The following is a 25322-nucleotide window of genomic DNA, read 5'->3' on the forward strand; positions in this document are numbered from 1 at the left end:
TTCGGATTCAATTCCCGCGTTTGCGGGCCTGCCGGGCCAGCGCGCGCCGGCCGCGGTCCCCGGGGACCGGCAGATCGTCCTCGAGCGCGAGCCATTGCGCGGTCACGAGCCACTGCTGCTGAGCGCGGGCGTCGGCGGTGTCGTTGAACACCCGGCAGCCGCGGTCGTCGCGCAGCTCGTGCGCGAGAGCCGACCAGCGCGGCGGGCGGCCGTGTGTGGTGCGGTAGGTGTCCAGGAACTCGGCCACCAGTGTGCCGATGGTGTTGATCGGACGCAGTGACACGCGGTTGCCGTATTTCGCCGAGTGGAAGCGCCGGGCCGCGCACAGCGAACGTGGCGTGGCGTCGAAGGCGATCCACCCCGCGCGCTGCGCCCGTTCGATGAGCCACAAATGTTTGACCGCATTCGGGGCGATCTCTCCGACGCGTTCGCGGATCAGCGTCATCACCGGTTCGGCGGCGAGAATATCGCGGCGGGTCGGGCCCGTCGCGTGGGTGTGCCAATAGTTCTGAGTCAGCTCGGCGAGCGTGCGGCCGAATTCGTCGATACTGCGCTGCGCGCGCCGGCCCAGTCGTTCGATGCGTGTGGCCTCGGCGCGTATCCGATTCTGCGCGATCAGGGTGTGAATGGCCGGCAGGGTCGGAACCTGGCCGCGGCTCAGCAATTCCAGAATGGCGCCCGCGGTGGCCGGATCGGCCGCGGCCGAAACCGGAAGGGAATCGCGGTTGCGAGAGAACTCGCGGGGGCTGATGGCGCGGCTGAGCAGATCGATGGCGACCCGGTCGCCGGCGAAATCGGTATGTGAGAGCCAGGCGGCGGCGATGTCGTCACACGACGGCACGGTCGTCATTACCTGTCATTACCTCCGAAACGGGCCGGATGTTGTTGTGCCCCGGTCGGGATGAGGGACCGACCGGGGACACCAACCTGATGAAGGTTTGGCTACCGAAGTTGCCGAAATCTAACGGTAGTCAGCGAAGCGGATCGGGCGCGAATCGGGTGACGGAATCGTTACGTCCATAATTTCGGACGCAAACGGGGCGCGTGTCCGAAAGTTTTCGTTACTCGACGGCCCGCGGGCGAAATCGGCACAACATTCACACCGTTTCCAATTGCCGGGCGCGAACCGATAGTCGACCAGGTCGGTTGTCTGCGGTGAGATCGGACGAAAAGAATGGTTGTGATGTATATCATAGTTTATTTATGCCATCGGACGGTTCGGCGTACGGGGTGGATATCGGGTGCGCGAATGGTTCCCTGTCGGTGTCCGCCGGTACCCTCGGGCCGTGGCTCTGTACCGGAAGTATCGACCGGCGTCCTTCGCCGAGGTAGTGGGGCAGGAGCACGTCACCGATCCGCTGAGTACCGCGCTCGACACCGGGCGGATCAGTCATGCCTACCTGTTCTCCGGCCCGCGAGGTTGTGGCAAGACGTCCTCGGCGCGCATCTTGGCGCGCTCGCTGAACTGCGTCGAGGGTCCCACCTCGCGACCGTGCGGGGTGTGCCCGTCGTGCGTCGCGCTGGCTCCGGGCGGGCCCGGCAATCTCGACGTGATCGAACTCGACGCGGCCAGCCACGGCGGCGTGGACGACACCCGTGAGCTGCGCGATCGTGCGTTCTACGCACCCGCGGAATCGCGCTACCGCGTCTTCATCGTGGACGAGGCGCATATGGTCACCACGGCCGGATTCAATGCGCTGCTGAAGATCGTCGAGGAGCCACCGGCCCACCTGATCTTCATCTTCGCCACCACCGAGCCGGACAAGGTGCTGCCGACCATTCGCTCGCGCACCCATCACTATCCGTTCCGGCTGCTGCCGCCGGCCACCATGCGCGGGCTGCTCGGCAAGATCTGCGAGCAGGAACAGGTACAGGTCGAGGAATCGGTCTACCCGCTGGTGATTCGGGCCGGCGGTGGTTCGCCGCGCGACAGCCTCAGTGTGCTCGACCAGCTGCTGGCCGGCGCCGGCCCGGAAGGTGTCACCTATCCCCGTGCGCTGGCCCTGCTCGGCGTCACCGATATCGCGCTGATCGACGAGGCCGTCGACGCGCTGGCCGCCGACGACGGCGCGGCCCTGTTCGCCACCATCGACCGAGTGGTGGAGGCCGGTCACGATCCCCGCCGCTTTGCCACCGACCTGCTCGAACGCATCCGCGACCTGATCCTGCTGCGCGCGGTTCCCGATGCCGCCGAACGCAATCTGGTCACCGGCCCCGGCGATGTGATCGACCGGATGTCGGACCAGGCCGACCGTATCGGCCCGGCCACCCTGGCCCGCTACGCGGAGCTGCTGCACGAGGGCCTCGGCGAAATGCGCGGCGCCACCGCACCCCGCCTCCTGCTGGAGGTGGTGTGCGCCCGCATGCTGCTGCCCTCGGTCTCGGAGGCCGAATCGGCGGCGTTGCAGCGGCTGGAACGTCTGGAACGGCGGATGGAATCCGGTGGTGTTCCGGCCCTCGGGTCCGCCGCGGCGCCACAGCCGTCCGCTGCTCCCGCCGCCGCACCGGAGTCCTCCGGTGGCGTGGGCCGGCCGTCCGGGGAGCCACGCCGCCGTGGCGCCGAAGCCCTCGCCGCGTTGCGGGAGAAGAAGAGTGCGCCGCATCCGGCGCAACGGGCGCCATCGCCGACCGATCGGGATGCGGGCGAAAAGACCACAGCGCCAACCGTTTCCGGTCCCGCAGTGGACGATGCGGATCGGGGCGTCGGGTCGGAACCGCTCGCCGGATCTCCCTCCGGTGTGCAGTCGGATACCGGTACCGAGCGACATGCCGGGTCGGCGGATTCCGCTCCCGATCGGGGCGCTGCCGCGGCCGAATCGGCCGCCGTCGATCGGCCGGCCGCACCGGATTCCGTCGCTCAGCCGGAATCGTCCGACGTGCCGCATCCCGAACCTGGCAGCGCGACCCCCACTTCCCACCGAGGCGGCCTGATGTCGCCCGGATCCGATGAGGGCGCCGAGCGCGCTCATGAACGACAGAACGCCGCCGCTTCCGGCTCGGTCGTGGACGGGCCGGAGGTAGGAGGTCCGTCGGGCTCGGCCGCGCCCACCGAGAGGTCCTTCGAGCCCGATCGCGACTCGGATCCAGCCGGCGTGGCCGACCGGCCGGCGAGCGCGGTGGGTTCGAACGGTCCGCATGCCGGTGCCGGTCCGGATTCCCGCGGTGCCGAGTCCGCCACCGCGTCCGGCGATGATGCCGGTGCCGCCCTAGCTTCCACTTCCGAATCTGCTGCGGCCGCCGGCCCTGGGACGCGAGATGTGTCGGTCGCGGACCCGGCGGACCGGACCGCGGACGCGCCCGCGCAAGCGGCGGCGACGCCCGCCGATGCGGGTGGCGACGATGTCCTGCGGGAGATCGAGGCCGCCTGGGCCGATATCCGAGCCAAGGCGCGGGAGTCGAGCGCGGCCTTGCCGGCGCTGCTCTCGGGCGCGGTCGGGGCCGTCCGCATCGAAGGCGACACGATCGTGTTCGCGCATCCACATGCTCCGCTCGCGCAGCGTTTGTCGATCCCGCAGAACATCGACGCCGTGCGGGCCGCGGTACACGCGGTGATCGGCCGGCAGTACGGCGTGCGATGGGAAGTCGGGTCGGGTGATTCCGGTGGTGCGCGTGCCGGTGGTGCGGCATCCGAGCGACCTGCCCGCGGGGGTGCGGAATCGTCGGCCGCCCGGGGCGGGGGTGGGGGCAACCCCGGGCAGCCGCAACCGCCGCGATTCGTCCGGCCCAGCCAGAACCAGGCGCAGTCCGCCGACAGCGATGCACGCGGCGGTCAGACCGATACCAGGGGTGCCGCGGCCGATCGTCGCGACAGTCAGGGACAGGGCCAGCGGCGGGAGTTCCGCCCGCCGCCGCGCAGTGCCGGTGCCGCCGACCGAGCGGCGCCGGACGACGATATCCCGCCGCCCGAGGCGCCGGACTATCCGGACGATCCCGGGCCGTCGGACTACTCGCCGGTAGGTTACGACGGTGTCCCACCTGCGTTGACGCCGGAAGAAGAGCAGGAGATGTTCGCGGAATCGGCGCGCCCGGTCCCGCCGGAACAGCGCCGCGACCCTGATGAGGTGGCCTTGGAGTTGCTGCGAACTGAGTTGGGTGCCACACATCTTGGTGGTTGACAGCCACCTGCCGGAATGCGTTAAGTTAACCGGAGTTCGCATCCCGCTGTACTATGAACGGGTGGTCGTCGGCATCGGTGCTACGAGGTTCTATGGTATGCCCAGGCATACGGGCGCCCCGGGGTCTCGTAGGTCGATGCATGTCGGCGTTTGTACAGCGTTATGCGCTCGGCGGACTTGTGGAGGGAACCGTGCGTGACCTCCCGGTTCGCCGGTGTGGTGGGCCTGCGGGCTCGCCGGGATCGAACACGGTCGGTCGGATGGCCGGTCGGCACCTTTAAGGAAGGAAACACTCCGATATGACCACAGAGGCCTACATTTTCGAGGCCATCCGCACTCCGCGCGGCCGCAACAAGAAGGGCTCGCTGCACTCGGTCAAGCCGATCGATCTGACGACCGGTCTGGTCCAGGAGCTGCGCAACCGCTTCCCGAACCTCGACGAGGATCGCATCTCGGACATCATCCTGGGTGTCGTGTCGCCGATCGGTGACCAGGGCGGCGACATCGCCCGCACCACCGTGCTGACCGCGGGCCTGCCCGACACGGTCGGCGGTGTGCAGATCAACCGCTTCTGCGCCTCCGGCCTCGAGGCCGTGAACATGGCCGCGCAGAAGGTGCGCTCCGGCTTCGATGACCTGGTCATCGCCGGTGGTGTCGAGTCGATGTCGCGCGTCCCGATGGGCTCCGACGGCGGTGCGATGTTCGCCGACCCGGCCACCGGCTACGACCTCTACATCGCTCCCCAGGGCATCGGCGCCGATCTGATCGCCACCATCGAGGGCTTCACCCGCGAGGACGTCGACAAGTTCGCCGTGCGCTCGCAGGAGCTCGCCGCGCAGGCGTGGTCCGGCGGCTACTTCGCCAAGTCCGTCGTCCCGGTCAAGGACGTCAACGGCCTGACCGTGCTCGACCAGGACGAGCACATGCGTCCGGGCACCACCGTCGAGGATCTGGCCAAGCTGAAGCCGTCCTTCGCGGGCATCGGCGAAATGGGTGGCTTCGACGCCGTCGCGCTGCAGAAGTACCACTACATCGAGCAGATCGACCACGTGCACCACGGCGGTAACAGCTCGGGCATCGTCGACGGTGCCGCGCTGGTGCTGGTCGGCTCCCAGGAAGCGGGGGAGGCCTCCGGCTTGACCCCGCGCGCCCGCATCGTCGCCACCGCCACCAGCGGCGCCGACGTCACCATCATGCTCACCGGCCCGACCCCGGCGGCGCACAAGGCGCTGGCCAAGGCGGGTCTGTCGGTCGATGACATCGACCTGTTCGAGATCAACGAGGCCTTCGCCTCGGTCGCGCTGAAGTTCCAGAAGGATCTGAAGATCCCGGACGAGAAGCTGAACGTCAACGGCGGCGCCATCGCGATGGGCCACCCGCTGGGCGCCACCGGCGCGATGATCACCGGCACTATGGTCGACGAGCTGGAGCGCCGCAACGCCCGCTACGCCCTGGTGACCCTGTGCATCGGCGGCGGCATGGGCGTGGCCACCATCATCGAGCGCGTCTGACGCCAGTCCATCTAATTCTCCAGGAGAACGAAAAACTATGACAGAGAACATGATCGGCTGGGAAAAGGACGCCGACGGCATCGTCGTGCTGACCATGGACGACCCGAACCAGGGCGCCAACACGATGAACGATCTCTACAAGAGCTCGATGCACGCCACGGTGGACCGCCTGGTCGCCGAGGTCGACGACATCACCGGTGTCGTCATCACCTCCGCGAAGAAGACCTTCTTCGCCGGCGGTGACCTCAAGAACATGATGAAGACCACTCCGGAGAACGCTCCGGACATCATGGAAGAACTCACCGGCATCAAGGCCGACCTGCGTCGCCTCGAAACCCTGGGCAAGCCGGTCGTGGCCGCCATCAACGGCGCCGCGCTCGGCGGTGGCCTGGAGATCGCGCTGGCCACGCACTACCGCATCGCCGCCGACGTCAAGGGCGTGCAGATCGGTCTGCCCGAGGTCTCGCTCGGCCTGCTCCCGGCCGGTGGCGGTGTCACCCGCATCATCCGCATGCTCGGCATCGCCGACGGTCTGATGAGCGTGCTGCTGCAGGGCAACAAGTTCAACGCGCAGAAGGCCAAGGCCAAGGGCCTGATCAACGAGGTCGTCGGCAGCGTCGAGGAGCTCGTCCCGGCCGCCAAGGCGTGGATCAAGGCCAACAAGGACAACGCCGAGGCCACCACCCAGCCGTGGGACCGCAAGGGCTTCGAGATCCCCGGCGGCTCGCCGTCGAGCCCGGCGCTGGCCGGCAACCTGCCCGCCTTCCCGGCCAACCTGCGCAAGCAGCTCAAGGGCCAGAACATGCCGGCGCCGCGGGCCATCATGGCCGCCGCGGTCGAGGGCGCGCAGGTCGACTTCGACAACGCGTCGCTGATCGAGTCGCGCTACTTCGTCTCGCTGCTGGCCGGCCCGGTCGCGAAGAACATGATCCAGGCGTTCTTCTTCGACCTGCAGACCATCAACAACGGCGGTTCGCGTCCGAAGGACGTGCCGAAGCGTGAGATCAAGAAGGTCGGCGTGCTCGGCGCCGGCATGATGGGCGCGGGCATCGCCTACGTCTCGGCCAAGGCCGGCTACGAGGTCGTGCTGAAGGACGTCTCCCAGGAGAACGCCGAGCGCGGCAAGCAGTATTCGGTGAAGCTCGAGGAGAAGGCCCTCTCGCGCGGCACGACCACCGAGGAGAAGTCCAAGGCGCTGCTGGATCGCATCCACCCGACCGCCGATCCCAAGGATCTGGCCGGTGTGGACTTCGTGATCGAGGCCGTGTTCGAGAACCCCGACCTGAAGGCCAAGGTCTTCCAGGAGATCGAAGACATCGTCGACGCCGACGCGCTGCTGGGCTCCAACACCTCCAGCCTGCCGATCACCCTGCTGGCCAACGGTGTGAAGCGGGCCGAGGACTTCATCGGCATCCACTTCTTCTCCCCGGTCGACAAGATGCCGCTGGTGGAGATCATCCGTGGCGAGAAGACCTCCGACGAGGCGCTGGCCCGGGTGTACGACTACACCCTCGCGATCGGCAAGACCCCGATCGTGGTCAACGACAGCCGCGGATTCTTCACCTCTCGCGTCATCGGCACGTTCATCAACGAGGCCATCATGATGCTCGAGGAGAACATCGACCCCCAGACCATCGAGCAGGCAGGTCTGCAGGCGGGCTACCCGGCCGCGCCGCTGAAGCTGAGCGACGAGCTCAACTTCGAGACCATGCGGAAGATCTTCAAGGAGACCAAGGAGGCCGCCGAGAAGGACGGTCTCGCGATCTCCGAGTCGTCGCTGGCCTCCGGCCGCGTGATCGACACGATGATCGACAAGTTCGACCGCAAGGGCAAGCTGCACGGTGCGGGTTTCTACAACTACGCCGACGGCAAGACCGCCGGTCTGTGGGAGGGCCTGCGCGAAACCTTCAACTCCAAGCGTGAGCTGCCCGAGGGCGTCACGCTGCAGGATCTGAAGGACCGCATGCTGTTCGCCGAGGCCATCGAGACCCAGAAGTGCTTCGACGAGGGCGTGCTGACCAGCACCGCCGACGCGAACATCGGCTCGATCTTCGGTATCGGCTACCCGGCCTGGACCGGTGGTGTGCACCAGTTCATCGTCGGCTACCCCGGTGGCACGGAGGGCTTCGTCGCCCGTGCCGACGAGCTGGCCGCGAAGTTCGGTGAGCGCTTCCAGGTGCCGGACTCGCTGCGCAAGTAAGGTTCTCGCCACGCCGAGATCCCCTGCGACGGCCCGGATCACGTTCCCGCGTGATCCGGGCCGTTTGCTGTCTCGTCGCCCTCACCCGCATGGCCGCTGCTGAGGGAAACGGTCGCGAATCGAAGCGGGCGGAACTGTGTCCGGATGCGCACGGACCGCGCTACGTTGGAATGAGGGCGGAACGTTCGAGGTGGCCAGATGAATCCACAGACGGGCAAGGTCCGCAGCGACGACGATCCCGCGGCGGACTCGGAGGCAGCCGCGGGGGCGAATACCCAGCGCTACCAACCGATTCGCATCGCCGACGAACTCGAGGCGATGGGGCTGTTCGATGCCCAGGAGATCGGGCGCGGCGGTTTCGGGGTGGTCTATCGCTGTGCGCAGCGGGCGCTGGATCGCGTGGTGGCGGTGAAGGTGCTGTCCTCGGAGATCGATGAGGAGAGCCGGGAACGGTTCCTGCGCGAGGAACATGCCATGGGCCGGCTGTCGGGCCATCCGAATATCGTCGACATACTGCAGGTCGACGTCACGCCCAGCGGCCTGCCGTTCATCGTCATGCCGTTTGCCGCGCACGGCTCGCTGGAACAGCTGATCCGCGATCACGGCCCGCTGAGCTGGTCGGATTCGCTGCGGGTCGGTGTGAAACTCGCGGGTGCGATCGAGAGCGCACATCGCGTGCAGGTCCTGCATCGCGATGTGAAACCGGCGAATGTGCTGCTGAGCCGCTACGGCGAGCCGCAGCTGACCGATTTCGGCATCGCGCGCATCCCGGGTGGTTTCCAGACCTCGACCAGCATGATCACGGGATCACCGGCCTTCACCGCTCCCGAGGTGCTCAAGGGTGAGGAACCGACCGTGCGGTCGGATGTGTACGGTTTGGGCGCAACCCTGTTCGCGCTGCTGACCGGGCACGCCGCCTTCGAACGCCGCTCCGGGGAGCGCGTGGTCGCCCAATTCCTGCGGATCACCACCCAGCCGGTTCCCGACCTACGCGAACAAGACATTCCGGCCGATGTGGCGGGCGTGATCGAATCGGCCATGGCCCAGGATCCGGCCGATCGCCCGGCCTCCGCCCTCGAGTTCGGACAGGAGATGCGCGCGGTGCAGATCGCGCACGGGGAAACGGCCGACGAGATGGCGCTGCTCGACGGCGAAACGGCCGACGGCCGCATCGCCGCCACCGAGGCGCCGCCGCACCCGATCACCTCGCGCCGCAGCCGCGCGGTCCTGGGCCTGCCCGCGCTGCGCGCTCCGGGACAGCCCGCCCTCGCCCAGCCCGCGACATTACCGCCCACGGCCGCAACGAAATTCCGTCCGCCGACCCCGGCCCGCGAGCCGATTCCCCGGCCGCGGCTGCTCGATATCCTGCGCACCGGTGGCCGCCGCCGGCTGGCCGTGATCCACGGGCCGGCGGGCTTCGGGAAAAGTACGATCGCCGCCCAGTGGCGCTCCGAACTCACCGCCGACGGCATCGCGGTGGCATGGATCGGGATCGACCACGACGATGACAACGAAGTGTGGCTGCTGGCCCATCTGATCCAGGCCATCCGGCGGGTGGCGCCGGATATCGGTTCCGGGCTGGCGGAGGTGCTCGAGGAGCGCCCCGCGGAGGCGGTGCCCTATGCGATTTCCACCCTGATCGACGAGATCCACAGCGGCGGACAGGTCGTCGTGGTGGTGGTGGAGAACTGGGATCGGGTCACCGACGAGGGTGCGCACGGGGTGATGGATGCATTGCTGGAGAACGGATGTCACCATCTGCGTTTCGTGATCACCACCCGCGAGCAGCCCGGCCTGCCGCTGAGCCGGATGCGGGTATGCGACGAGCTGGTCGAGATCGGCAGCCACGAACTGCGGCTCACTCTCGCCGAGACCCGGCAGATCTTATTGGAGCGCAACAAGTTTCCGCTCACCGACGAGCAGGTCGAACAGATCCATGCCGCCACCGACGGATGGCCGGCGGCGATCCAGCTGGTCAGCTTGTCACTGCGCGGGGCCACCACGGGCGCGCCGGTGGATCCGGCGCAGCTGATCGCGCATCTGTCCGGCGGAAACCACGCCATCCGGGATTATCTGGCCGAGAACGTGCTGGCGGGGCTCGAACCGCGCATGCTCGAGTTCCTGATGTCGATCTCGGTCGCGGAGAAGCTCAACGGCGGGCTGGCCGCGGCGCTCAGCGGTGAACCCGATGCGGAGCAACTGCTGGAACAGGCGCAACAGCGCGAGCTCTTCGTCACCCGCGTCGAACACGATCCGGGATGGTTCCGGATTCAGCCGCTGTTCGCCGAGCAGTTACGTGCCCGGCTCGAACGGGTTCACCCCGGCAAACTGAAATCGTTGCACCGCAGGGCATCTCGCTGGTATGCCGAACACCAGCAACTACGCAAGTCGGTGGATCACGCCCTGGCCGCCACCGACCTGAAGATGGCGGTGGATCTGGTCGAGAACGGCGGCATGGACCTGATCGACACCTCGCGCCTGGCGACCCTGCTCGGCATGGTGTCGAAACTTCCTGTGCAGCAGGTGACTTCGCGGTCGAAACTGCTGATGACGTTGGCGCGCGCCAATATCAATCTGCAGCAGTCCGGAGCGGCCCGCACGGCGCTGGGACGGCTGTCCAATATGCTCGCCCGCAGTTCGCCCTCCGATGCCGATGCCACCCGGCAGCGGTGTGAGGCCGCGGTGCTGTCGGCCGCCGACCTGGTGGCCCGCGACCGCACCGACGGTGTGCTCGAGAAGGTGCTGCCGTGTCTGGAGGAGCCCGACGAGCTGCCGCCGTGGACGGTGTCCACCGCCGCGAATCTGGTGTCGTTCGTGCGGCTGTGCGACTTCGATTTCGACGGCGCGCTGGCCATCCAGGACTGGGCTGCGCCCTATCACAGCAGGTCCAAGGATCCGCTCGGTGTGGTGCTGGGGTTGCTCAACACCGGCGCGGTCGCCTATGAACAGCTCGATATCGACACCGCTACCAGGTGTTTCGAGAAGGCCTGGCAGATCGGCCGGGAGCGCTCGGGTCCGCGCTCGCACGCTGTGCGGGTGGCGGCGGCACTGCTGGGCGAGCTGACCTATCGGCGCGGCGATCTGGAGGCGGCGGATCGGCTGCTCGAACAGAGCCATCGGTTGCCGGCCCGGATTGGTGCGGTGGATTTCATGATCACCACCTTCGTGGTGGGCGCGCGGGTCAAGGCCGTGCTCGGCGATACCGAAACCGCGCGAGCGCGGCTCGACGAGGGTGCGCGGGTGGCCGCCGAACGCAAACTTCCGCGCATGGCCGCCCATATCCGGGCGGAACGGCTGCGATTGGGCCTCGTCGAGCCGCCCGCGGGGCCGGAGCCTCCCGCCCCGGTGCTGCGCCAATCCGCCGGTACGGTCGCCCTCACCGCGGAGGCCGAGGAGGTCGCGGCCGTGCGCGTGCTGCTGGCCCGGCACTATCGCGGTCTGGACGGGGCGAATGCGGCGGCCGAGGGCCTCGAATCGGCGGTGAAACGCGCGCGCGCTCTCTACGGCCGGATGGTCGAACAGAACCGTCCCCGTGCGGAATTGGATGCCGCGTTGCTGCTGGTCGAATGCCTGTCGGTCGCCGGCTGGAACGGTGAGGCGATCACCTCACTGCTGCCGGCGCTGGACCGCTGCGCCCGATTGGGCTGGACCAGACCACTTCTCGACGCCGGTCCGGAATTGAGCTATCTCCTGCACTCACTGCGCGACGATATGCTGCTCGCCGGAGAGGGCGCCGGATCGTTCGATATTCCCCGGCCGTTCCTGAACTCGCTGCCGCGCTGAGCAATGCCGGGCGGGCCGGATTCGAGATGACGAATCCGGCCCGTGGGCAATATTTTTCGTGTCGGCGCGATCAGGCGTTCCACCAGGGACGCAGCGGAACGTCCCAGGTCTGCTTGTCGCCGAGCTTCCTCCCGAGCACCTGGTGCAGCTGCACCACGTTGCGCTCGAAGCCCAGCTGGGAGCCGGCCATGTACAGGCCCCATACCTTGGCGGTGCCCTCACCGACCTCAGCGACGCACTCGTCCCAGTTCGCGACCAGGTTCTTGCACCATTCGTGCAGCGTCAGCGCGTAGTGCGGGCGCAGATTCTCCTCGTGCAGCACCTCGAGGCCGATGTTCTGGATATCGGTGATGATGCGGCCGGAACCGATCAACTCGCCGTCCGGGAAGACGTAGCGGTCGATGAAGTCGCCGGCCTTCGTCGTGCGGGTGTTGTCGGGGCGGGTGATGCAGTGGTTCAGGAACAGGCCACCGTCGCGCAGCTTGCTCTTGATGAAGCCGAAATAGCTCGGGTAGTTCTGCACCCCGATGTGCTCGGTGAGACCGATCGACGACAGCGCGTCGAAACCGGTTTCGGTGATGTCGCGGTAGTCGCTGTGGCGGACCTCGGCCAGCTCCTGCAGGCCCTCCTCGGCGATCTTGGCCTGCGCCCACTCGGCCTGTTCCTTGGACAGGGTGGCGCCGATGACCTTGACTCCGCGCCGGGCCGCGTAGCGGACCATGCCACCCCAGCCGCAGCCGATATCGAGCAGTCGATCGCCTTCCTTCAACCGCAGCTTCTCGAACACCAAGCGATACTTGTTCTCCTGGGCCTCTTCGAGAGTCTGGTTCTCATCGGCGTAGCAGGCGCAGGTGTAGGTCATCGAGGGGCCGAGGACCATCTCGTAGAACCGGTTCGACACGTCGTAGTGATGGTGGATCACCTCGGCGTCGCGGTTCTTCGAATGCCGCAGGCCCTCGAGCGCGATGCGCCGCCAGCGCGGCAGCGTCTCCTGCGGCGGCGGCGCGATCGGCTTGAGGGCGTCCCAGCCCAGCGAGCGCGCGATGGTGACCAGTGCCAGCGCCGACGGGCGCCGGAACTTCAGGTCGGTCATCGCCTTCAGGATGGCGTACGGATCGCCCGGATGGACGCCCTCGACCGCCATATCACCGGATATATAGGCCCGCGCCATGCCGAGATCGCCCGGTGCGGTAGCGATGTAGTTGATACCGCGCTGGGTCGTGATCTCGAGGCTGAACTTCGAATCGTCGGGTCCGGTGCTGCTGCCGTCGTAGGCGGAGAACCGGATCGGGACGCCGCCGTCGACGAGCGTCTCGAAGATTTCGGCAATGCTGAGTTTCGTTCCCAGCTCCGAGAACGGGGACAGTTGGGAATCCTTGAATGTCGTCACTTGCGTTGCACCGCCTTCGAATACAAATCCAGCAAACGATGATCGGGGTCATATCGTTTCTTCAGATTCGCGTAGTGATCGCCTCCGTAGAGGCGCGCGAAATCGTCTTCCGAGTAGTAGGAGTCCGAGTAGAGGGACTTGTGGCCGTCCAGGCGGGCGACCTCGTCCTCGATCGCGCGATTGGCCGCGCCCTCGATCTGCCCGGGCTGCTTCGGCACCGCCGACCAGAAACCGACATTGACGTAGGTACGATCCGGTTCCAGCGGATACAGCGGCCATGGCCGCGACGGATCCTCGGGTTTCCCTGGTACTTCCGCACTGTCACGCAGCCGGAGCGGGCACAGCCACAGTGGTTCGATCGGAATTTCGCGGAGGAACCAGTGCAGGAATTCGGCGGTGTGCTCGATCGGCACCTCGATGTCCTGCACCACGCGCTCCTGCGGCGGATTTCCCTTGCGCGCCTGGAGTTTGTCGCCGATGTTGTATTTGTGATCGAGCGCGATCAGCTTCCAATAGAAGCTCGAACGGCGGTACTTCTTCGGCCAGAACCGGCGGATCTTCGGATTCTGGGTGCCGAATGCCCGTGAGCACCAGAACCAGTCGGTGTCCCAGCGCCACAGATAGTCGTGGATGGTCAGCCGGTCGCGTTTGGGCTCGGCGTTGTCGTGGCGCAGGGACTGGTAGTAGATATCCATGCCGGTGTAGTCGCTGACCGGGCCGGGTTCGTCGGTCTGGCGGCCCAGGACGAGATAGCTCTCCTCGGCGGTGAATACCGCGCCGTCGAGATAGTCGACCCGCTCGCCGTCGTAGCTGCGGTCGAGGACGATCTGAGCCATCACGGCTTCGAGTTCGCGCAAATCGTGGAAACGTACGTGGCGCAGTGCCACATATGGCTGCACCGATTCCAGTTCGATCTTCAGGCGAGTCGAATAGCCCAGCGTGCCATAGGAATTCGGAAAGCCGCGGAACAGATCGGCGTATTCGCCGTCCGGTGTGGCGGTGATGATCTCGCCCGCACCGGTCAGCACATCGATCTCGAGTACGGATTCGTGTGGCAGACCCTTGCGGAAGGACGTCGATTCGATTCCGAGGCCGGTGACCGCGCCACCCAGTGTGATCGTCTTCAACTGCGGAACCACGAAGGGCGCCAGGCCGTACGGCAGGGTGGCGGCGACCAGATCCTCATAGGTGGTCATGCCGGCCACATCGGCGGTCTTCGTCTGGGGATCGACCGCGATCACCCGGTTCAGGCCCGAAACATCCAGTCCGGGTGCGGGGTTCTTCGCCCGGGCGCGAAACAAGTTCGACGTCTTTTTCGCCAACCGTACGTTGGCATCCGAAGGAATCGCACGATAGCTGGCGAGCAGACGCTCGACACCTTCTCGGTGCGCGGCAAAACCTGATTCGCGTGCGGCCGGCGCGCGGCCGGCCTTCCCCAGACTCACTGCCACCCCCTGACGCTATCGCTCCCGGTTTCCCCCGGCCACCGCGAGGGTACCTATGGGCGGGATTCTTCACGCATATGTTGCATTGCGTTCGATCATGGGCCGGGCTCGCGCTTATGGGTCATCCGCCCAGCTCGCGGACAGGTTTCCGAGCGGAATCGTGCGGCTGTGTGCTGTCCCGGGACTCGTGACGAACCCGTCGAAATCCGTCGCCCGTCCCGGAACGAGCGTTCCGGTTCGGGGTCGAACGGGTGCCGCCGAAGGCTCCCGATCGGCCGTCCGCCACGCCGACGGCCGACCCGGATTCGAGCGCCGATGATCGCGGACCGTGCCGGCTCGAGCTCAGCGCTACGGAAATAGCGGTCCGGAACTGCGCCGGACGCGGCGTAGCATAGCCCCGCAGAACGGCCCGAATAAACCCGAACGACCACCGGATCGACTAGGAGCTCATTGTGGGACAGGTCAGTGCATCCAGCTCGACCGTCGTCGCTGCGGAACCGCAGCGTGCGCTGGAAGCGATCGCGGACTATCAGGATGTGCGGCCCCGCATCCTGACTTCGCACTACCACGACTACAAGGTGCTCGAAGGCGGGAAAGGCGCCGGAACCGTCGCCGAATGGACGCTGCAGGCGACGCAGAAGCGCTCCCGAAACGTCCACGCGGTCGTCTCGGTCTCGGATTCGATGGTGACCGAACGGGATTCGAATTCCACCATGGTCACCACCTGGACCGTCACCCCCTCGGGTGAGGGTTCGCTGGTGTCGGTCCGCACCAGTTGGAAAGGTGCGGGCGGGGTCGCCGGCTTCTTCGAGGGCATCTTCGCCCCGCTCGGCCTGAAGAAGATCCAGGCCGAGGTACTGGAAAACCTGAAGCGCGAGCTCGGTTAATCCGCCCCTTGGGTCTCGTTTTTCCTCCTCCGCTCAGTGCTGGTGGGCGATGTCGAACAGGTTGCCCTCGGGGTCGGCGAGGGTGACCCACCGCACGCCGTATTCGTCGAAGTCGCCGATGTGTTTCGCGCCCAGCGAGACCGCCCGGTCGATCTGAGCGCGCCAGTCCGGTGCGCTCAGATCGAGATGGACCACGTTCTTGCCCGGCGTCTTGTCGGGAACCTGGATGAACATCAGCCCCGGGCCGCTGTCGCCACCGCGGCCGATCGAGGCGAAGTACTCGTTGGCGTCCGCGTCCACCGGACGCTCCAGCAACTGTGCGTAGAAGTTCGCCAAGGCGGCGGCGTCACGGCAGTCGAAGGTGACGGCAGCCAGACTGATCGACATGAAATATCCTCTCTTGGTGGGGAATTCGTGAATATTCGAGGTAGCCTGCGGCGTTTGTCCGATCACGCCGGTGCGATCGGCCAGCAGACCTCGGTACGCTGCGCCGCCGGGTCCGCGCAGTCCTGCGGGCCGACCACGTAGATCTCGCGGATCGGCTCCGCCAGCGCGGTATCGTGTTCGGCCACATGCGAACCCAGCGCGCCGTAGGTGCGGTCGAAGTCGGTGAACGGTCCCGCATGGACCGCAATCGCGAAGCGGCGCCGCGGAAATCGCCGCACCGCGACGTCGCGGTGCTGGTCGAAGGTGGCGCCCGGATCCGCTGCCAGCGGCGTGAACGCCACCACCTCGCCGATCTCGTTCTCGAAGAAATCCGCCGAATACGTCGCCCCGCTCGGGCCGGCCGGGGCCACACCCGCCACGGCGAGCACTTCGTCCAGGCGAGGGAAGACCGTCGCGCACCACTCGCCGATCTTCGCCCGCGACACCGGTGCGCGAATCGTCAACGCGGCGAACTCCGGAACCACGCGGTACTGCACGTCGATCGGCGCGCCGGGGGACAGCAGCGCCCGCAGCGACGCCACCACATCGCGCGTCCGCAGCAACTCCGCTTCCATCCGTTCCAGATGCGCGGCCAGCGCGGCATCGCGAGTGGCTCGATCCGGCGCCGCGAGGACCTCGCGGATCTGCGGCATCGGCATATCCAGATCGCGCAGGCGCCGAATCAGATGCGCCTGTTCCACCTGCGCGGTCGAATACCGCCGGTACCCCGAGCCGGGATCGACCGACACCGGCTCGAGCAACTCGATCTCGTGGTAGTACCGCAGCGTTTTCACACTGAGATAGGTGAGGCGGGAGAACTCACCTATGGAGACTGTCGCGGGCATGCGGACAAGCGAACGCCCTCCAGCGACAGGAGAGTCAAGCGCTATTGCTCGGTGAGGGCGAACGTCAGCAGCAGCGTGGTCTGGAATTGCCCTCTCCACCAGGAGTAACCGAACCAGACACCGGGGGTTACCTGGCGGATCTCGTCGAGGATCTGGGGCGTGATCGAGGGGGCGTAGTCCAGTAGCCAGGCCGGTTGCCCGTCCAAGCGAGCCGGTCCGGAATGGACGTTGGCGGGGAAACCTTCGATACCGGCCGCGGTGATCCGGTTGGTCAGGGTTCCACCGTCGGGTCCGGTGTAGAAGTTCTTGCCGATCCAGAGCGGCGGCGCCACGGCCTCCATCACCGGCGGGCGGGTCACCCAGCCGTTGGTCACCCCGGTCGGCACATCGCCGCGGGGTGCGTCCCGGAAGATCTGGTCCTGTTGTTCGGCCGAACAGTGGTTGTGCAGCGCGTCGACCGTCGCCGCCGGGTTGTCGGTATAGAGAACGCAGCCACCGCCGTAATCGGTATCCGCCGAGGCGGCCGGCGCCAGGACGGCGGACCCGAAGCCCAGAAGGGCGATCGCGACGACGGCCGTCAGTGCCGAACTGCGCCGGACGCGGCGCGCCGGATGTGCGGATGTGCTGTGCGCGGAAGACATGTGTTGATCTTGGTCCCGAAACATAACCGGCCCTCTACCGGATTGGCCCGACCCGGGTGCCGAGGCTCGGCCCGATTCCGATGGTAATGGGGCCCGGCCGGGCCGGTACCGGGCTAGATCCAAACGTGACTACGCTGGTGCACATCCGCATCCCGCAGAGAGGACATCACCGTGGAGCCTGGTGGACAGCTCGATATGCAGGCACTGCTCGCACAGGCGCAGCAGATGCAGCAGGCGGTGATGGCCGCGCAGGCCGAAATCGCCGCGACCGAGGTGGCGGGTGAGGCCGGCGGCGGTCTGGTGAAGGTGACGATCAAGGCCAGCGGCGAGGTGCAGTCGCTGCAGATCGATCCGAAGGTGGTCGATCCCGAGGACGTGGAGACGCTGCAGGATCTGATCGTCGGCGCGGTCAACAACGCGATGGCCAACGCGCAGCAGTTGGCGGCCGAGAAACTGGGCCCGCTCGCCGGTGGCATGGGCGGCGGTTCCGTGCCCGGCCTGCCGTTCTGAGCGGCCCGGTAGGACATATCCGTGTATGAGGGTCCGGTCCAGGATCTGATCGACGAGCTGGGCAAACTGCCCGGCGTCGGTCCCAAGAGCGCGCAACGTATCGCCTTCCATCTGCTGTCGGTCGAGCCGCCGGAGATCGACCGGCTGCAGTCGGCGCTGCAGAAGGTGCGCGACGGTGTGCGGTTCTGCGCGGTCTGCGGCACCGTCTCCGACGGCGAACTGTGCCGCATATGCGCCGACCCGCGCCGGGACCGGACCATGATCTGCGTCGTCGAGGAACCCAAGGATGTCCAGGCCATCGAGCGCACCCGCGAATTCCGCGGTCGCTACCACGTGCTCGGCGGTGCGCTGGACCCGCTCTCGGGGGTCGGCCCGGACCAGCTGCGCATTCGAGAACTGTTGGCGCGCATCGGAAATCAGGAGGACGGTGTCGATGTCACCGAGGTGATCATCGCCACCGATCCCAACACCGAGGGCGAGGCGACGGCCACCTATCTGGTGCGGATGCTGCGGGATTTCCCGGGCCTGTCGGTCACCCGGCTCGCCTCCGGTCTGCCGATGGGCGGCGACCTGGAATTCGCCGACGAACTGACCTTGGGCCGCGCGCTGTCGGGCCGGCGAACGCTCTGAGGCCGCGGCAGGTCCCGATCGCAACGTCGCCGATCAGAACGCCACTGCCTCCCAGCCGAGCGCGTCCAGGCGGCTCCGATCCCCGGCCGTCCAGTCCCAGACGAGTGCGGCCACCTGGTCGCCGTCCTCCAACCGGACCGCGAAATGCCGATCGGGGCCGCCGTCGCGGTATTCCAGCGTGTACAGGCCGGGCTCGTCGCGATAGGTCTGGATGTAGACGTGGTCGGCGCGCTCCACGATCAGATACGGATTCGGTTCCGCGAGTCCGGTGACCCACTGATGGGCGAGGCGCTCGGTCAGATAGGGGAACTCGCCCGCCCCGCCGTGGGTAACGGTGACGTCGATGCGATCGGTCGGATCGATCAGCCAGTTCAGCTGCGGATCGTAGAGCGCGTAGTCCCGCGGGGTGGCGAGCTCGAACAGCAGGTTACGCACGTGGCCGATGGCGTCGTAGCGGGCCGCGACGTACAGCGCGCCGCCGGTGCCCTCGCCGCCGGTGGTGACACTGAGGAATGCCTCTTCCTCCGGCAGGGCGTCGTTGCGCCGGTTCACCTCGGCCGCGATCGCCGCCACGGTCTCGGTCTGCGGCCGTCCCTGCTGCGCGGCCAGGTAGGTCTCCACCGCATCGGTCGAGGTGGCGATTCCCGCGGGGAGCAGCACGTGGTCGTAACTCATCCGGCCAGGCTACGTGGCGGTGTGGCGAGGCTCCTTTTCCCGGCCTCGGACCGACCTGTAAACTGGCCGACATCATGCAGCGGGCACTCCTCCTCGGCCGCCGCGACGGGGTCTGAATCGGACCGGCTCCCGTCGCGGGGTTCAGCTGTGCCGGTCGACCCCAATACTTGGGACACCCACCCACACCCTCGGAGAAACGCCATGTCACCCGCTGACGCCTTCGTATCCGGAACGCGCACCATCACCGCGCCGTCCAAACCCGCGCCCGCCGATCAGCCCGCGTGGAACAAGCAGAAGAACTCCTCGATGCCGACCTTCCGGTACCGGCCGTTCGCCGAGGAGGTCCCGGGCGGCAGCCCGGCATTCGACGCTGCGCCCATTCCTTTCGACCGCACCTGGCCGGACCGGGTCGTGGACCGGGCTCCCGGCTGGTGCGCGGTCGATCTGCGCGACGGCAACCAGGCCCTGATCGACCCGATGAGCCCCGCCCGCAAGCGCCGCATGTTCGACCTGCTGGTGCGGATGGGCTACAAGGAGATCGAGGTCGGCTTCCCGTCGGCCAGCCAGACCGACTTCGATTTCGTCCGCGAGATCATCGAGGACGGCGCGATCCCGGACGACGTCAGCATCCAGGTGCTGACCCAGTGTCGTCCCGAACTGATCGAGCGCACCTTCGAGGCCTGCCAGGGCGCCGCCAATGTGATCGTCCATTTCTACAACTCCACCTCGATCCTGCAGCGTCGCGTGGTGTTCCGCGCCGACCGCGACGCGGTGAAGAAGATCGCGACCGATGCCGCGAAGCTGTGCCTGGAGATCGAGCAGCGCTACCCGGACACGAACTGGCGCTACGAGTACAGCCCGGAGTCCTACACCGGAACCGAACTGGAGTACGCCCGCGAGGTGTGTGACGCGGTCTCGGAGATCATCGCGCCGACCCCGGACAAGCCGCTGATCATCAACCTGCCGGCGACGGTCGAGATGGCGACGCCGAACGTGTACGCCGATTCCATCGAATGGATGAGCCGCAACCTGGCCCGCCGCGATTCGATCGTGCTGTCGCTGCACCCGCACAACGACCGCGGCACCGCGGTCGCGGCCGCCGAACTGGGCTACCAGGCCGGCGCCGACCGCATCGAGGGCTGCCTGTTCGGCAACGGTGAGCGGACCGGGAACGTGTGCCTGGTCACCCTGGGGATGAACCTGTTCTCCCGCGGTGTGGACCCCCAGATCGACTTCTCCGATATCGACGAGATCCGCCGCACAGTCGAATACTGCAACCAGTTGCCGGTGCACGAGCGCCACCCCTACGGCGGCGACCTGGTCTACACGGCCTTCTCCGGTAGTCATCAGGACGCGATCAACAAGGGCCTGGACGCGATGAAGGCGGCGGCCGACGACGCCGGCGCCGATGTCGACGACATCGTCTGGGAGGTTCCGTACCTGCCGATCGACCCCAAGGATGTGGGCCGCACCTACGAGGCCGTGATCCGAGTGAACTCGCAGTCCGGCAAGGGCGGCGTCGCCTACATCATGAAGACCGACCACGGACTGGTGTTGCCGCGGCGGCTGCAGATCGAGTTCTCGCAGGCGATTCAGAAGATCACCGACGGCGAGGGCGGCGAGGTCACGCCGAAGGAGATGTGGGACGTCTTCGCCGAGGAGTACCTGAACCCCGTTCTGCCGCTGGAGCGCATCCGGCAGAAGATGACCGCCGCCGAAACCGATTCCGGCACCGACACCATCACCGCGATGGTGAAGGTGGACGGGGTCGAGCAGGAGATCGTCGGTTCCGGCAACGGCCCGCTCGCCTCGTTCGTCGACGCGCTGGCGACCATCGGCTACGACGTGCGGGTGCTGGACTACTCCGAGCACGCGATGTCCTCCGGCGACGACGCACAAGCCGCCGCCTACGTCGAATGCGCGATCGGAGACAAGGTGACCTGGGGTGTGGGCATCGCTACCTCCATCACCACCGCCTCGCTGCGCGCGGTCGTCTCCGCGGTGAACCGCGCGCTGCGCGCGCGCTGATCCGTACACCCTGCTCGACAGCCGGGACCGCCCACCGCCGGGAAGGCGGTGGGCGGTGTTCTGCGCCAACTCGTCCGGTACGGGGTGCGCGCCCGTTCACCGGGGGACTCGTATTCGGCCAGCGTGCTAGCGTTGTGGCGCATTGGCCGCGAGCTCTCTGCTCGAACTCTGTCGAGCAGATGGGGGAAACGTGACGACTAACGACAACTCCACTTCACCGCCTTGGTTGCATGGGCAGGGAATGGGCGATACAGCTGCCGAACAGGACAATCCGACCTCGCTGCCGTCGCAGGACGAATCCGACGCGGACACAACGGCATCCGACGGGACGGCGAGCGTGACGTCCGAATCCGAACCGACCGGCGCACCCGCCGAGGGAGCCGCGGAATTCGAACACGCGGCCTCCGGGATCATTCCGCCGGTGCCCGACGGTATCGAACAGACCACGTTTGCGCCCGGCCCGCAGTTCGGGCCCGACGGCTTCGCTCCGCCCGAGCAGGGGGGATTCGCACCGGGGCCGTTCGCGCCGCCGGGAGCGAATCCGTATCCGCCGAATCAGGGTTTCGCCGCGCCGGGTTTCCCGATGACCGACCATTCCGGTCCGTTCGCCCCGCCCGGAGATCCGAACGGATTCCCGCCGCCGTGGGCGGGCGGGCCCGGCCCGGACGGTTTCGCGCCCAACGGATTCCCCGGTGAACAGGGTGGTTTCGCGCCGCCGGGATATCCGGGCGAACCGGCCGGTTTCGCGCCCTCGGCGTTGCCCAATGAACAGGGTGGTTTCGCGCCTCCCGGAAATCCCGGCGACCCGGGTGGCTTCGCACCGGGCGGATTTCCGGGCGAGCAGAACGGTTTCGCGCCTCCTGGTGAGCAGGGTGGTTTTCCGTCGCACGGAAACCCCGGTGACTCAGGCAGATTCGCGCCGCACGGCAATCCTGGTGACCCGGGTGGTTTCGCCGCGCAGAGCAACCCCGGTGAGCAGGGCGGCTTCCGGCCCGGTCCCGGTGAGCCGGGATCCGGGTACGGCGAGGTCCGGCAGGAAACGCCGTACGGCGAGATCCGCCAGGAGATCGGCGCCGACGGCATGGTCCGCCGGGTCTTCGACGAGCGGCAGGGACCGCCGTCCGTTCCCGAGCAGCAGGGCGCGGACGCCGATGCCGGCGGCCAGATCTTCAGCTGGGCGCCACCGCCGCTGCCCTCGGCTCCGCCGCCGCAGCACACGCCTCCGCAGCAGCAACCGCCGCAGCAGCAGGGTGGATGGCAGGGCGGTTCCGGACCGCAACAGCAACTGCCGCAGGGATACCAGCAGCAGCAATCCACGTTCCAGCCGCAGCACATGACCCAGCCCGTGCAGCCGGGGAATTCGGTCAACGACCTGAATCTGCTCAAGCGGGCGCGGCGGTCACCGCGCAGCGGCTGGCGACGCGCCGTGCACAAGGTGACCGGTGGCGCCATCAATCCGGGCGAATCGTCGGCCGATGTGATCTACCGCGAACTGGTGGATCGGGTGAATCAGCCGGTGCGCGGCGATTACCGAATCGCGATCCTGTCGCTCAAGGGTGGCGTCGGAAAGACCACGACCACAGTCGGTTTGGGTTCGACCTTCGCCTCGCTGCGCGGTGACCGGGTGATCGCCATCGACGCCAATCCCGACCTCGGGACCCTGGCCCACCGGGTGCCGCGCCAGACCCGCTCGACGGTCCGCAACCTGCTCGAGGATCAGCACATCGGCCGCTACTCGGATGTGCGGGCCCATACCTCACAGGCGCCGAGCCGACTGGAAGTGCTTGCCAGCGAACAGGACCCGGCCGTCTCGGAGGCCTTCAGCGAGGCCGACTACCGGCGCGCGATCGGCATTCTGCAGCAGTTCTACAACATCATTCTCACCGACTGCGGTACCGGCCTGATGCATTCGGCGATGGCCGGCGTACTGGATATGGCGAGCTCGCTGATCCTGGTCACCTCCCCGGCGATCGACGGCGCGCGCAGTGCCTCGGCGACGCTGGACTGGCTCGAGCACCACGGCTACAGCAAGCTGGTGGAGCGGACCGTGGTGGTGGTCAATGCCTCTCGCCGCGGCGCCTCGACCGTCGACCTGGATCAGCTGCGCAAACTGTTCCTCGACCGCACCCGCGCGGTGCAGGTGGTGCCGTTCGACGATCATCTCGCCGAGGGTGCGGAGATCGATCTGGAACTGGTCAGCAAGCCCACCCGGCGGGCGCTGCTGGAATTGGCGGCCATGGTCGCCGACGATTTCGGATATCACCTCCCGCAGCCGCCGTTTCCGGGGCCGCAGACTCGGTACCCGGGTCCGCAGAGCCACTATCCGGGTCCGCACGGCTACTGATTCGCGCCGGGTACCGATTCCGGGGGTTTCCTCCCGCCGAATTGCTGCCCGGTGTGAATTGTTACCCCAATCGATACGGGGCCCGGCCGCACCGCATACAGTTACCCGCGGTGTGGAGGTCCCGATAGATGGCAGAAAAATACGGGGCCGTCTCGCGAAGGTCGGTACTTCGCGGGGTGGCCGGCGCGGGTGTGATAACCGCGGGCGCCATGGTGCGCCCGATTCGTGCGAATGCCGATCCCGGTCGGCGGGTGGCGATTTTCGGCGGTGGCGTGGCCGGACTGACCGCGGCGCACGAATTGGCCGAACGCGGATTCGATGTCACGGTCTACGAACGCCGGGCGCTGGGCGGTAAGGCGCGCAGCATTCCGGTACCGGCAAGTGGTCGCGATGGCCGACCCGATCTGCCGGGCGAACACGGTTTCCGGTTCTTCCCCGGTTTCTATCACCACCTTCCCGACACCATGCGGCGAATTCCGTTCGCGGGCAATGCCAACGGTGTCTGGGACAATCTGGTCCCGGCCGCCGAGGCGCGTTTCTCCCGCGCCGGCGCCGACGACACCATCTTCCCGATGGGCCGCGCAGGCAAGCCGTGGGCCACTCCGGACGATTTCCGCCAGACCGTCGCCTCGGTGATCTCCACGTCGATGAAGATGCCGATGACCGACGCGGCGTATTTCGCCAATCGGCTGCTGGTTTTCAACACCAGTTGCGACGATCGCCGTTTCGGCCAGTGGGACAAACTCGCCTGGCGCGATTTCGTGGGCGCCCGCAGCCGCTCGCAGGAATTCCGCATGTTGATGTCGCGCACCCTCACCACACTGCTGGTCGCGGCAAAAGATGATCACGCCAGCACCCGGACCATCGGTTCCATGGGGGAGCAGTTCCTCGGCAATCCGCTGGAGACCGGTAACGACGGACCGCTGGACCGATTGCTGAACGGTCCGACCAACGAGGCCTGGATCGACCCGTGGGTATCCCATCTGCGCGGCCTGGGGGTGCGGTTCGAAACCGCCGAACTGCGCGGGCTCGACGTGCGTGATCGGCGCATCTCGGGCGCCCGGGTGGCCGGCGGCAGCGGCGGCGAGCGTGCGGTCGACGCCGACTATTTCGTGCTCGCGGTTCCGGTCGAGGTCGCTCGTGGGCTGTGGACGCCGGAAATTCTGGCCGTGCAGCCGGAATTGGCGGCCATGGACGGCCTGGTGGTGAATTGGATGAGCGGAATACAGTTCTATCTGCGCCGCCCCACCCAGATCGCCCGCGGCCATACCGCCTACGTCGATTCCCCGTGGTCGTTGACCTCCATCGCGCAGAGCCAGTTCTGGTCGCGCACAAAGCTTTCCGAATTCGGCGACGGTTCGGTCCGGGACTGCCTGTCGGTCGACATCTCGGACTGGAATACACCCGGCATCCTGTACGGCAAGCCGGCGATCGAATGCACCCACGACGAAATCGCCCGCGAGGTCTGGGCGCAGTTGCAGAAGCACCTGGAAGACCATGCCGCGCTGCAGGATTCGGACCTGGTGTCGTGGTTCCTGGATACCGGCGTGAGCTGGGATGCCGCGCAGAACCGCAATACCAACGCCGACCCGCTGCTGATCAACACCGCCGGTTCCTGGGCGGCGCGCCCGAATGCGCACGGAGCCCTGGAAAACCTCTTCCTCGCAGGCGATTACGTACGCACGAACATCGATCTCGCGACGATGGAAGGCGCCTGTGAGGCGGCTCGCACCGCGGTGAACGCGCTGCTGGATGTCGCCGGTTCGAATGCCGCTCGCTGCCGGCTTTTCGAGCTGTATCGGGCGCCGCAGCTGGAGCCGCTGCGCCAGGCCGACAGCGCGCGCTACGCCGCCGGCCAGCCGAACATGTTCGACGTCCCGATGTAGGTGGCG

General features: G+C 67.1%; 17 protein-coding genes. 10 read left to right on the top strand and 7 right to left on the bottom strand.

The features are described 5' to 3' along the window. Positions 1-7 precede the first annotated feature (7 nt). The gene (locus C5E41_RS13820; protein WP_258080960.1) at positions 8-850 is read right to left on the bottom strand and encodes a hypothetical protein; all 843 of its coding nucleotides are present in this window, start codon (positions 848-850) and stop codon (positions 8-10) included. A 436-nt stretch (positions 851-1286) separates the two neighbouring features. Here C5E41_RS13820 and C5E41_RS13825 point away from each other — a divergent pair, with 436 nt between their 5' ends. The 4 genes from C5E41_RS13825 to C5E41_RS13840 all read left to right on the top strand — a co-directional run bounded on the left by C5E41_RS13825 (position 1287) and on the right by C5E41_RS13840 (position 11609). Beyond that, positions 1287-4115, top strand: a complete 2829-nt coding sequence (locus C5E41_RS13825; protein ID WP_258080961.1) for a DNA polymerase III subunit gamma and tau — start codon at positions 1287-1289, stop codon at positions 4113-4115. A 299-nt stretch (positions 4116-4414) separates the two neighbouring features. After that, positions 4415-5626, top strand: a complete 1212-nt coding sequence (locus tag C5E41_RS13830; protein ID WP_104376223.1) for an acetyl-CoA C-acetyltransferase — start codon at positions 4415-4417, stop codon at positions 5624-5626. A 37-nt stretch (positions 5627-5663) separates the two neighbouring features. Next, positions 5664-7826, top strand: a complete 2163-nt coding sequence (locus C5E41_RS13835) for a 3-hydroxyacyl-CoA dehydrogenase NAD-binding domain-containing protein (RefSeq protein WP_104376224.1) — start codon at positions 5664-5666, stop codon at positions 7824-7826. 198 nt (positions 7827-8024) lie between these two features. Next, a complete protein-coding gene (locus C5E41_RS13840) occupies positions 8025-11609 on the top strand; it encodes a serine/threonine-protein kinase (protein WP_104376225.1) in 3585 nt (1194 codons plus the stop codon). Positions 11610-11679: 70 nt separating this feature from the next. Here the strand turns inward: C5E41_RS13840 and C5E41_RS13845 are convergent, their stop codons facing one another. Together C5E41_RS13845 and C5E41_RS13850 are read right to left on the bottom strand one after the other, a co-directional pair. Next, positions 11680-12999 carry a class I SAM-dependent methyltransferase gene (locus tag C5E41_RS13845; protein ID WP_104376226.1) on the bottom strand — a complete coding sequence of 440 codons (1320 nt, stop codon included), beginning with the start codon at positions 12997-12999 and terminating at the stop codon, positions 11680-11682. After that, on the bottom strand, positions 12996-14450 hold the full coding sequence (locus C5E41_RS13850; protein WP_104376227.1) for an FAD-binding oxidoreductase: 1455 nt from the start codon (positions 14448-14450) through the stop codon (positions 12996-12998). The genes C5E41_RS13845 and C5E41_RS13850 overlap by 4 nt, the downstream gene beginning before the upstream one ends. A gap of 446 nt (positions 14451-14896) precedes the next feature. Between C5E41_RS13850 and C5E41_RS13855 the strand changes: the two genes are divergently transcribed. Next, positions 14897-15331 (top strand): SRPBCC family protein, encoded by a 435-nt coding sequence (locus tag C5E41_RS13855; RefSeq protein WP_104376228.1) that lies wholly within the window; start codon positions 14897-14899, stop codon positions 15329-15331. A gap of 33 nt (positions 15332-15364) precedes the next feature. Here C5E41_RS13855 and C5E41_RS13860 read toward each other — a convergent pair whose 3' ends face one another. From C5E41_RS13860 to C5E41_RS13870, 3 genes are all read right to left on the bottom strand, one after another. Then, positions 15365-15718 carry a VOC family protein gene (locus C5E41_RS13860; protein ID WP_104376311.1) on the bottom strand — a complete coding sequence of 118 codons (354 nt, stop codon included), beginning with the start codon at positions 15716-15718 and terminating at the stop codon, positions 15365-15367. A 62-nt stretch (positions 15719-15780) separates the two neighbouring features. Beyond that, the gene (locus C5E41_RS13865) at positions 15781-16602 is read right to left on the bottom strand and encodes a MerR family transcriptional regulator (protein ID WP_104376229.1); all 822 of its coding nucleotides are present in this window, start codon (positions 16600-16602) and stop codon (positions 15781-15783) included. A gap of 41 nt (positions 16603-16643) precedes the next feature. Next, positions 16644-17243 carry a hypothetical protein gene (locus C5E41_RS13870; RefSeq protein WP_104376230.1) on the bottom strand — a complete coding sequence of 200 codons (600 nt, stop codon included), beginning with the start codon at positions 17241-17243 and terminating at the stop codon, positions 16644-16646. A gap of 171 nt (positions 17244-17414) precedes the next feature. Here C5E41_RS13870 and C5E41_RS13875 point away from each other — a divergent pair, with 171 nt between their 5' ends. After that, entirely contained in the window at positions 17415-17753 is a 339-nt protein-coding gene (locus C5E41_RS13875; protein WP_104376231.1) for a YbaB/EbfC family nucleoid-associated protein, read from the top strand. A gap of 21 nt (positions 17754-17774) precedes the next feature. Beyond that, positions 17775-18383, top strand: coding sequence for a recombination mediator RecR (gene recR, locus C5E41_RS13880; RefSeq protein ID WP_030516496.1), 609 nt, complete (start codon positions 17775-17777; stop codon positions 18381-18383). Positions 18384-18416: 33 nt separating this feature from the next. On the opposite strand, the gene C5E41_RS13885 is transcribed toward recR, so the two are convergent. Then, on the bottom strand, positions 18417-19058 hold the full coding sequence (locus C5E41_RS13885) for a hypothetical protein (protein WP_104376232.1): 642 nt from the start codon (positions 19056-19058) through the stop codon (positions 18417-18419). A 201-nt stretch (positions 19059-19259) separates the two neighbouring features. Here C5E41_RS13885 and leuA point away from each other — a divergent pair, with 201 nt between their 5' ends. The 3 genes from leuA (at position 19260) to C5E41_RS13900 (ending at position 25316) form a co-directional block, all read left to right on the top strand. Beyond that, positions 19260-21086 carry a 2-isopropylmalate synthase gene (gene leuA, locus C5E41_RS13890; RefSeq protein ID WP_104376233.1) on the top strand — a complete coding sequence of 609 codons (1827 nt, stop codon included), beginning with the start codon at positions 19260-19262 and terminating at the stop codon, positions 21084-21086. Between the two features lie 583 nt (positions 21087-21669). After that, positions 21670-23430, top strand: coding sequence for a nucleotide-binding protein (locus C5E41_RS13895; protein ID WP_439956343.1), 1761 nt, complete (start codon positions 21670-21672; stop codon positions 23428-23430). 128 nt (positions 23431-23558) lie between these two features. Continuing rightward, positions 23559-25316, top strand: coding sequence for a hydroxysqualene dehydroxylase (locus C5E41_RS13900; protein WP_219823153.1), 1758 nt, complete (start codon positions 23559-23561; stop codon positions 25314-25316). Positions 25317-25322: the final 6 nt, after the last annotated feature.

The sequence above is a fragment of the Nocardia nova genome, assembly GCF_002933465.1.
GTDB lineage: Bacteria > Actinomycetota > Actinomycetes > Mycobacteriales > Mycobacteriaceae > Nocardia > Nocardia nova_B.

Bases quoted from the DNA above. Each gene is read 5' to 3' on its own strand.
- C5E41_RS13840 (WP_104376225.1), top strand. From the start codon at position 8,025: ATGAATCCACAGACGGGCAAGGTCCGCAGCGACGACGATCCCGCGGCG.
- C5E41_RS13895 (WP_439956343.1), top strand. From the start codon at position 21,670: ATGACCGACCATTCCGGTCCGTTCGCCCCGCCCGGAGATCCGAACGGA.
- C5E41_RS13860 (WP_104376311.1), bottom strand. From the start codon at position 15,718: ATGTCGATCAGTCTGGCTGCCGTCACCTTCGACTGCCGTGACGCCGCC.
- C5E41_RS13865 (WP_104376229.1), bottom strand. From the start codon at position 16,602: ATGCCCGCGACAGTCTCCATAGGTGAGTTCTCCCGCCTCACCTATCTC.
- C5E41_RS13900 (WP_219823153.1), top strand. From the start codon at position 23,559: ATGGCAGAAAAATACGGGGCCGTCTCGCGAAGGTCGGTACTTCGCGGG.
- C5E41_RS13820 (WP_258080960.1), bottom strand. From the start codon at position 850: ATGACGACCGTGCCGTCGTGTGACGACATCGCCGCCGCCTGGCTCTCA.
- C5E41_RS13885 (WP_104376232.1), bottom strand. From the start codon at position 19,058: ATGAGTTACGACCACGTGCTGCTCCCCGCGGGAATCGCCACCTCGACC.
- C5E41_RS13870 (WP_104376230.1), bottom strand. From the start codon at position 17,243: ATGTCTTCCGCGCACAGCACATCCGCACATCCGGCGCGCCGCGTCCGG.
- C5E41_RS13835 (WP_104376224.1), top strand. From the start codon at position 5,664: ATGACAGAGAACATGATCGGCTGGGAAAAGGACGCCGACGGCATCGTC.
- C5E41_RS13830 (WP_104376223.1), top strand. From the start codon at position 4,415: ATGACCACAGAGGCCTACATTTTCGAGGCCATCCGCACTCCGCGCGGC.
- leuA (WP_104376233.1), top strand. From the start codon at position 19,260: ATGTCACCCGCTGACGCCTTCGTATCCGGAACGCGCACCATCACCGCG.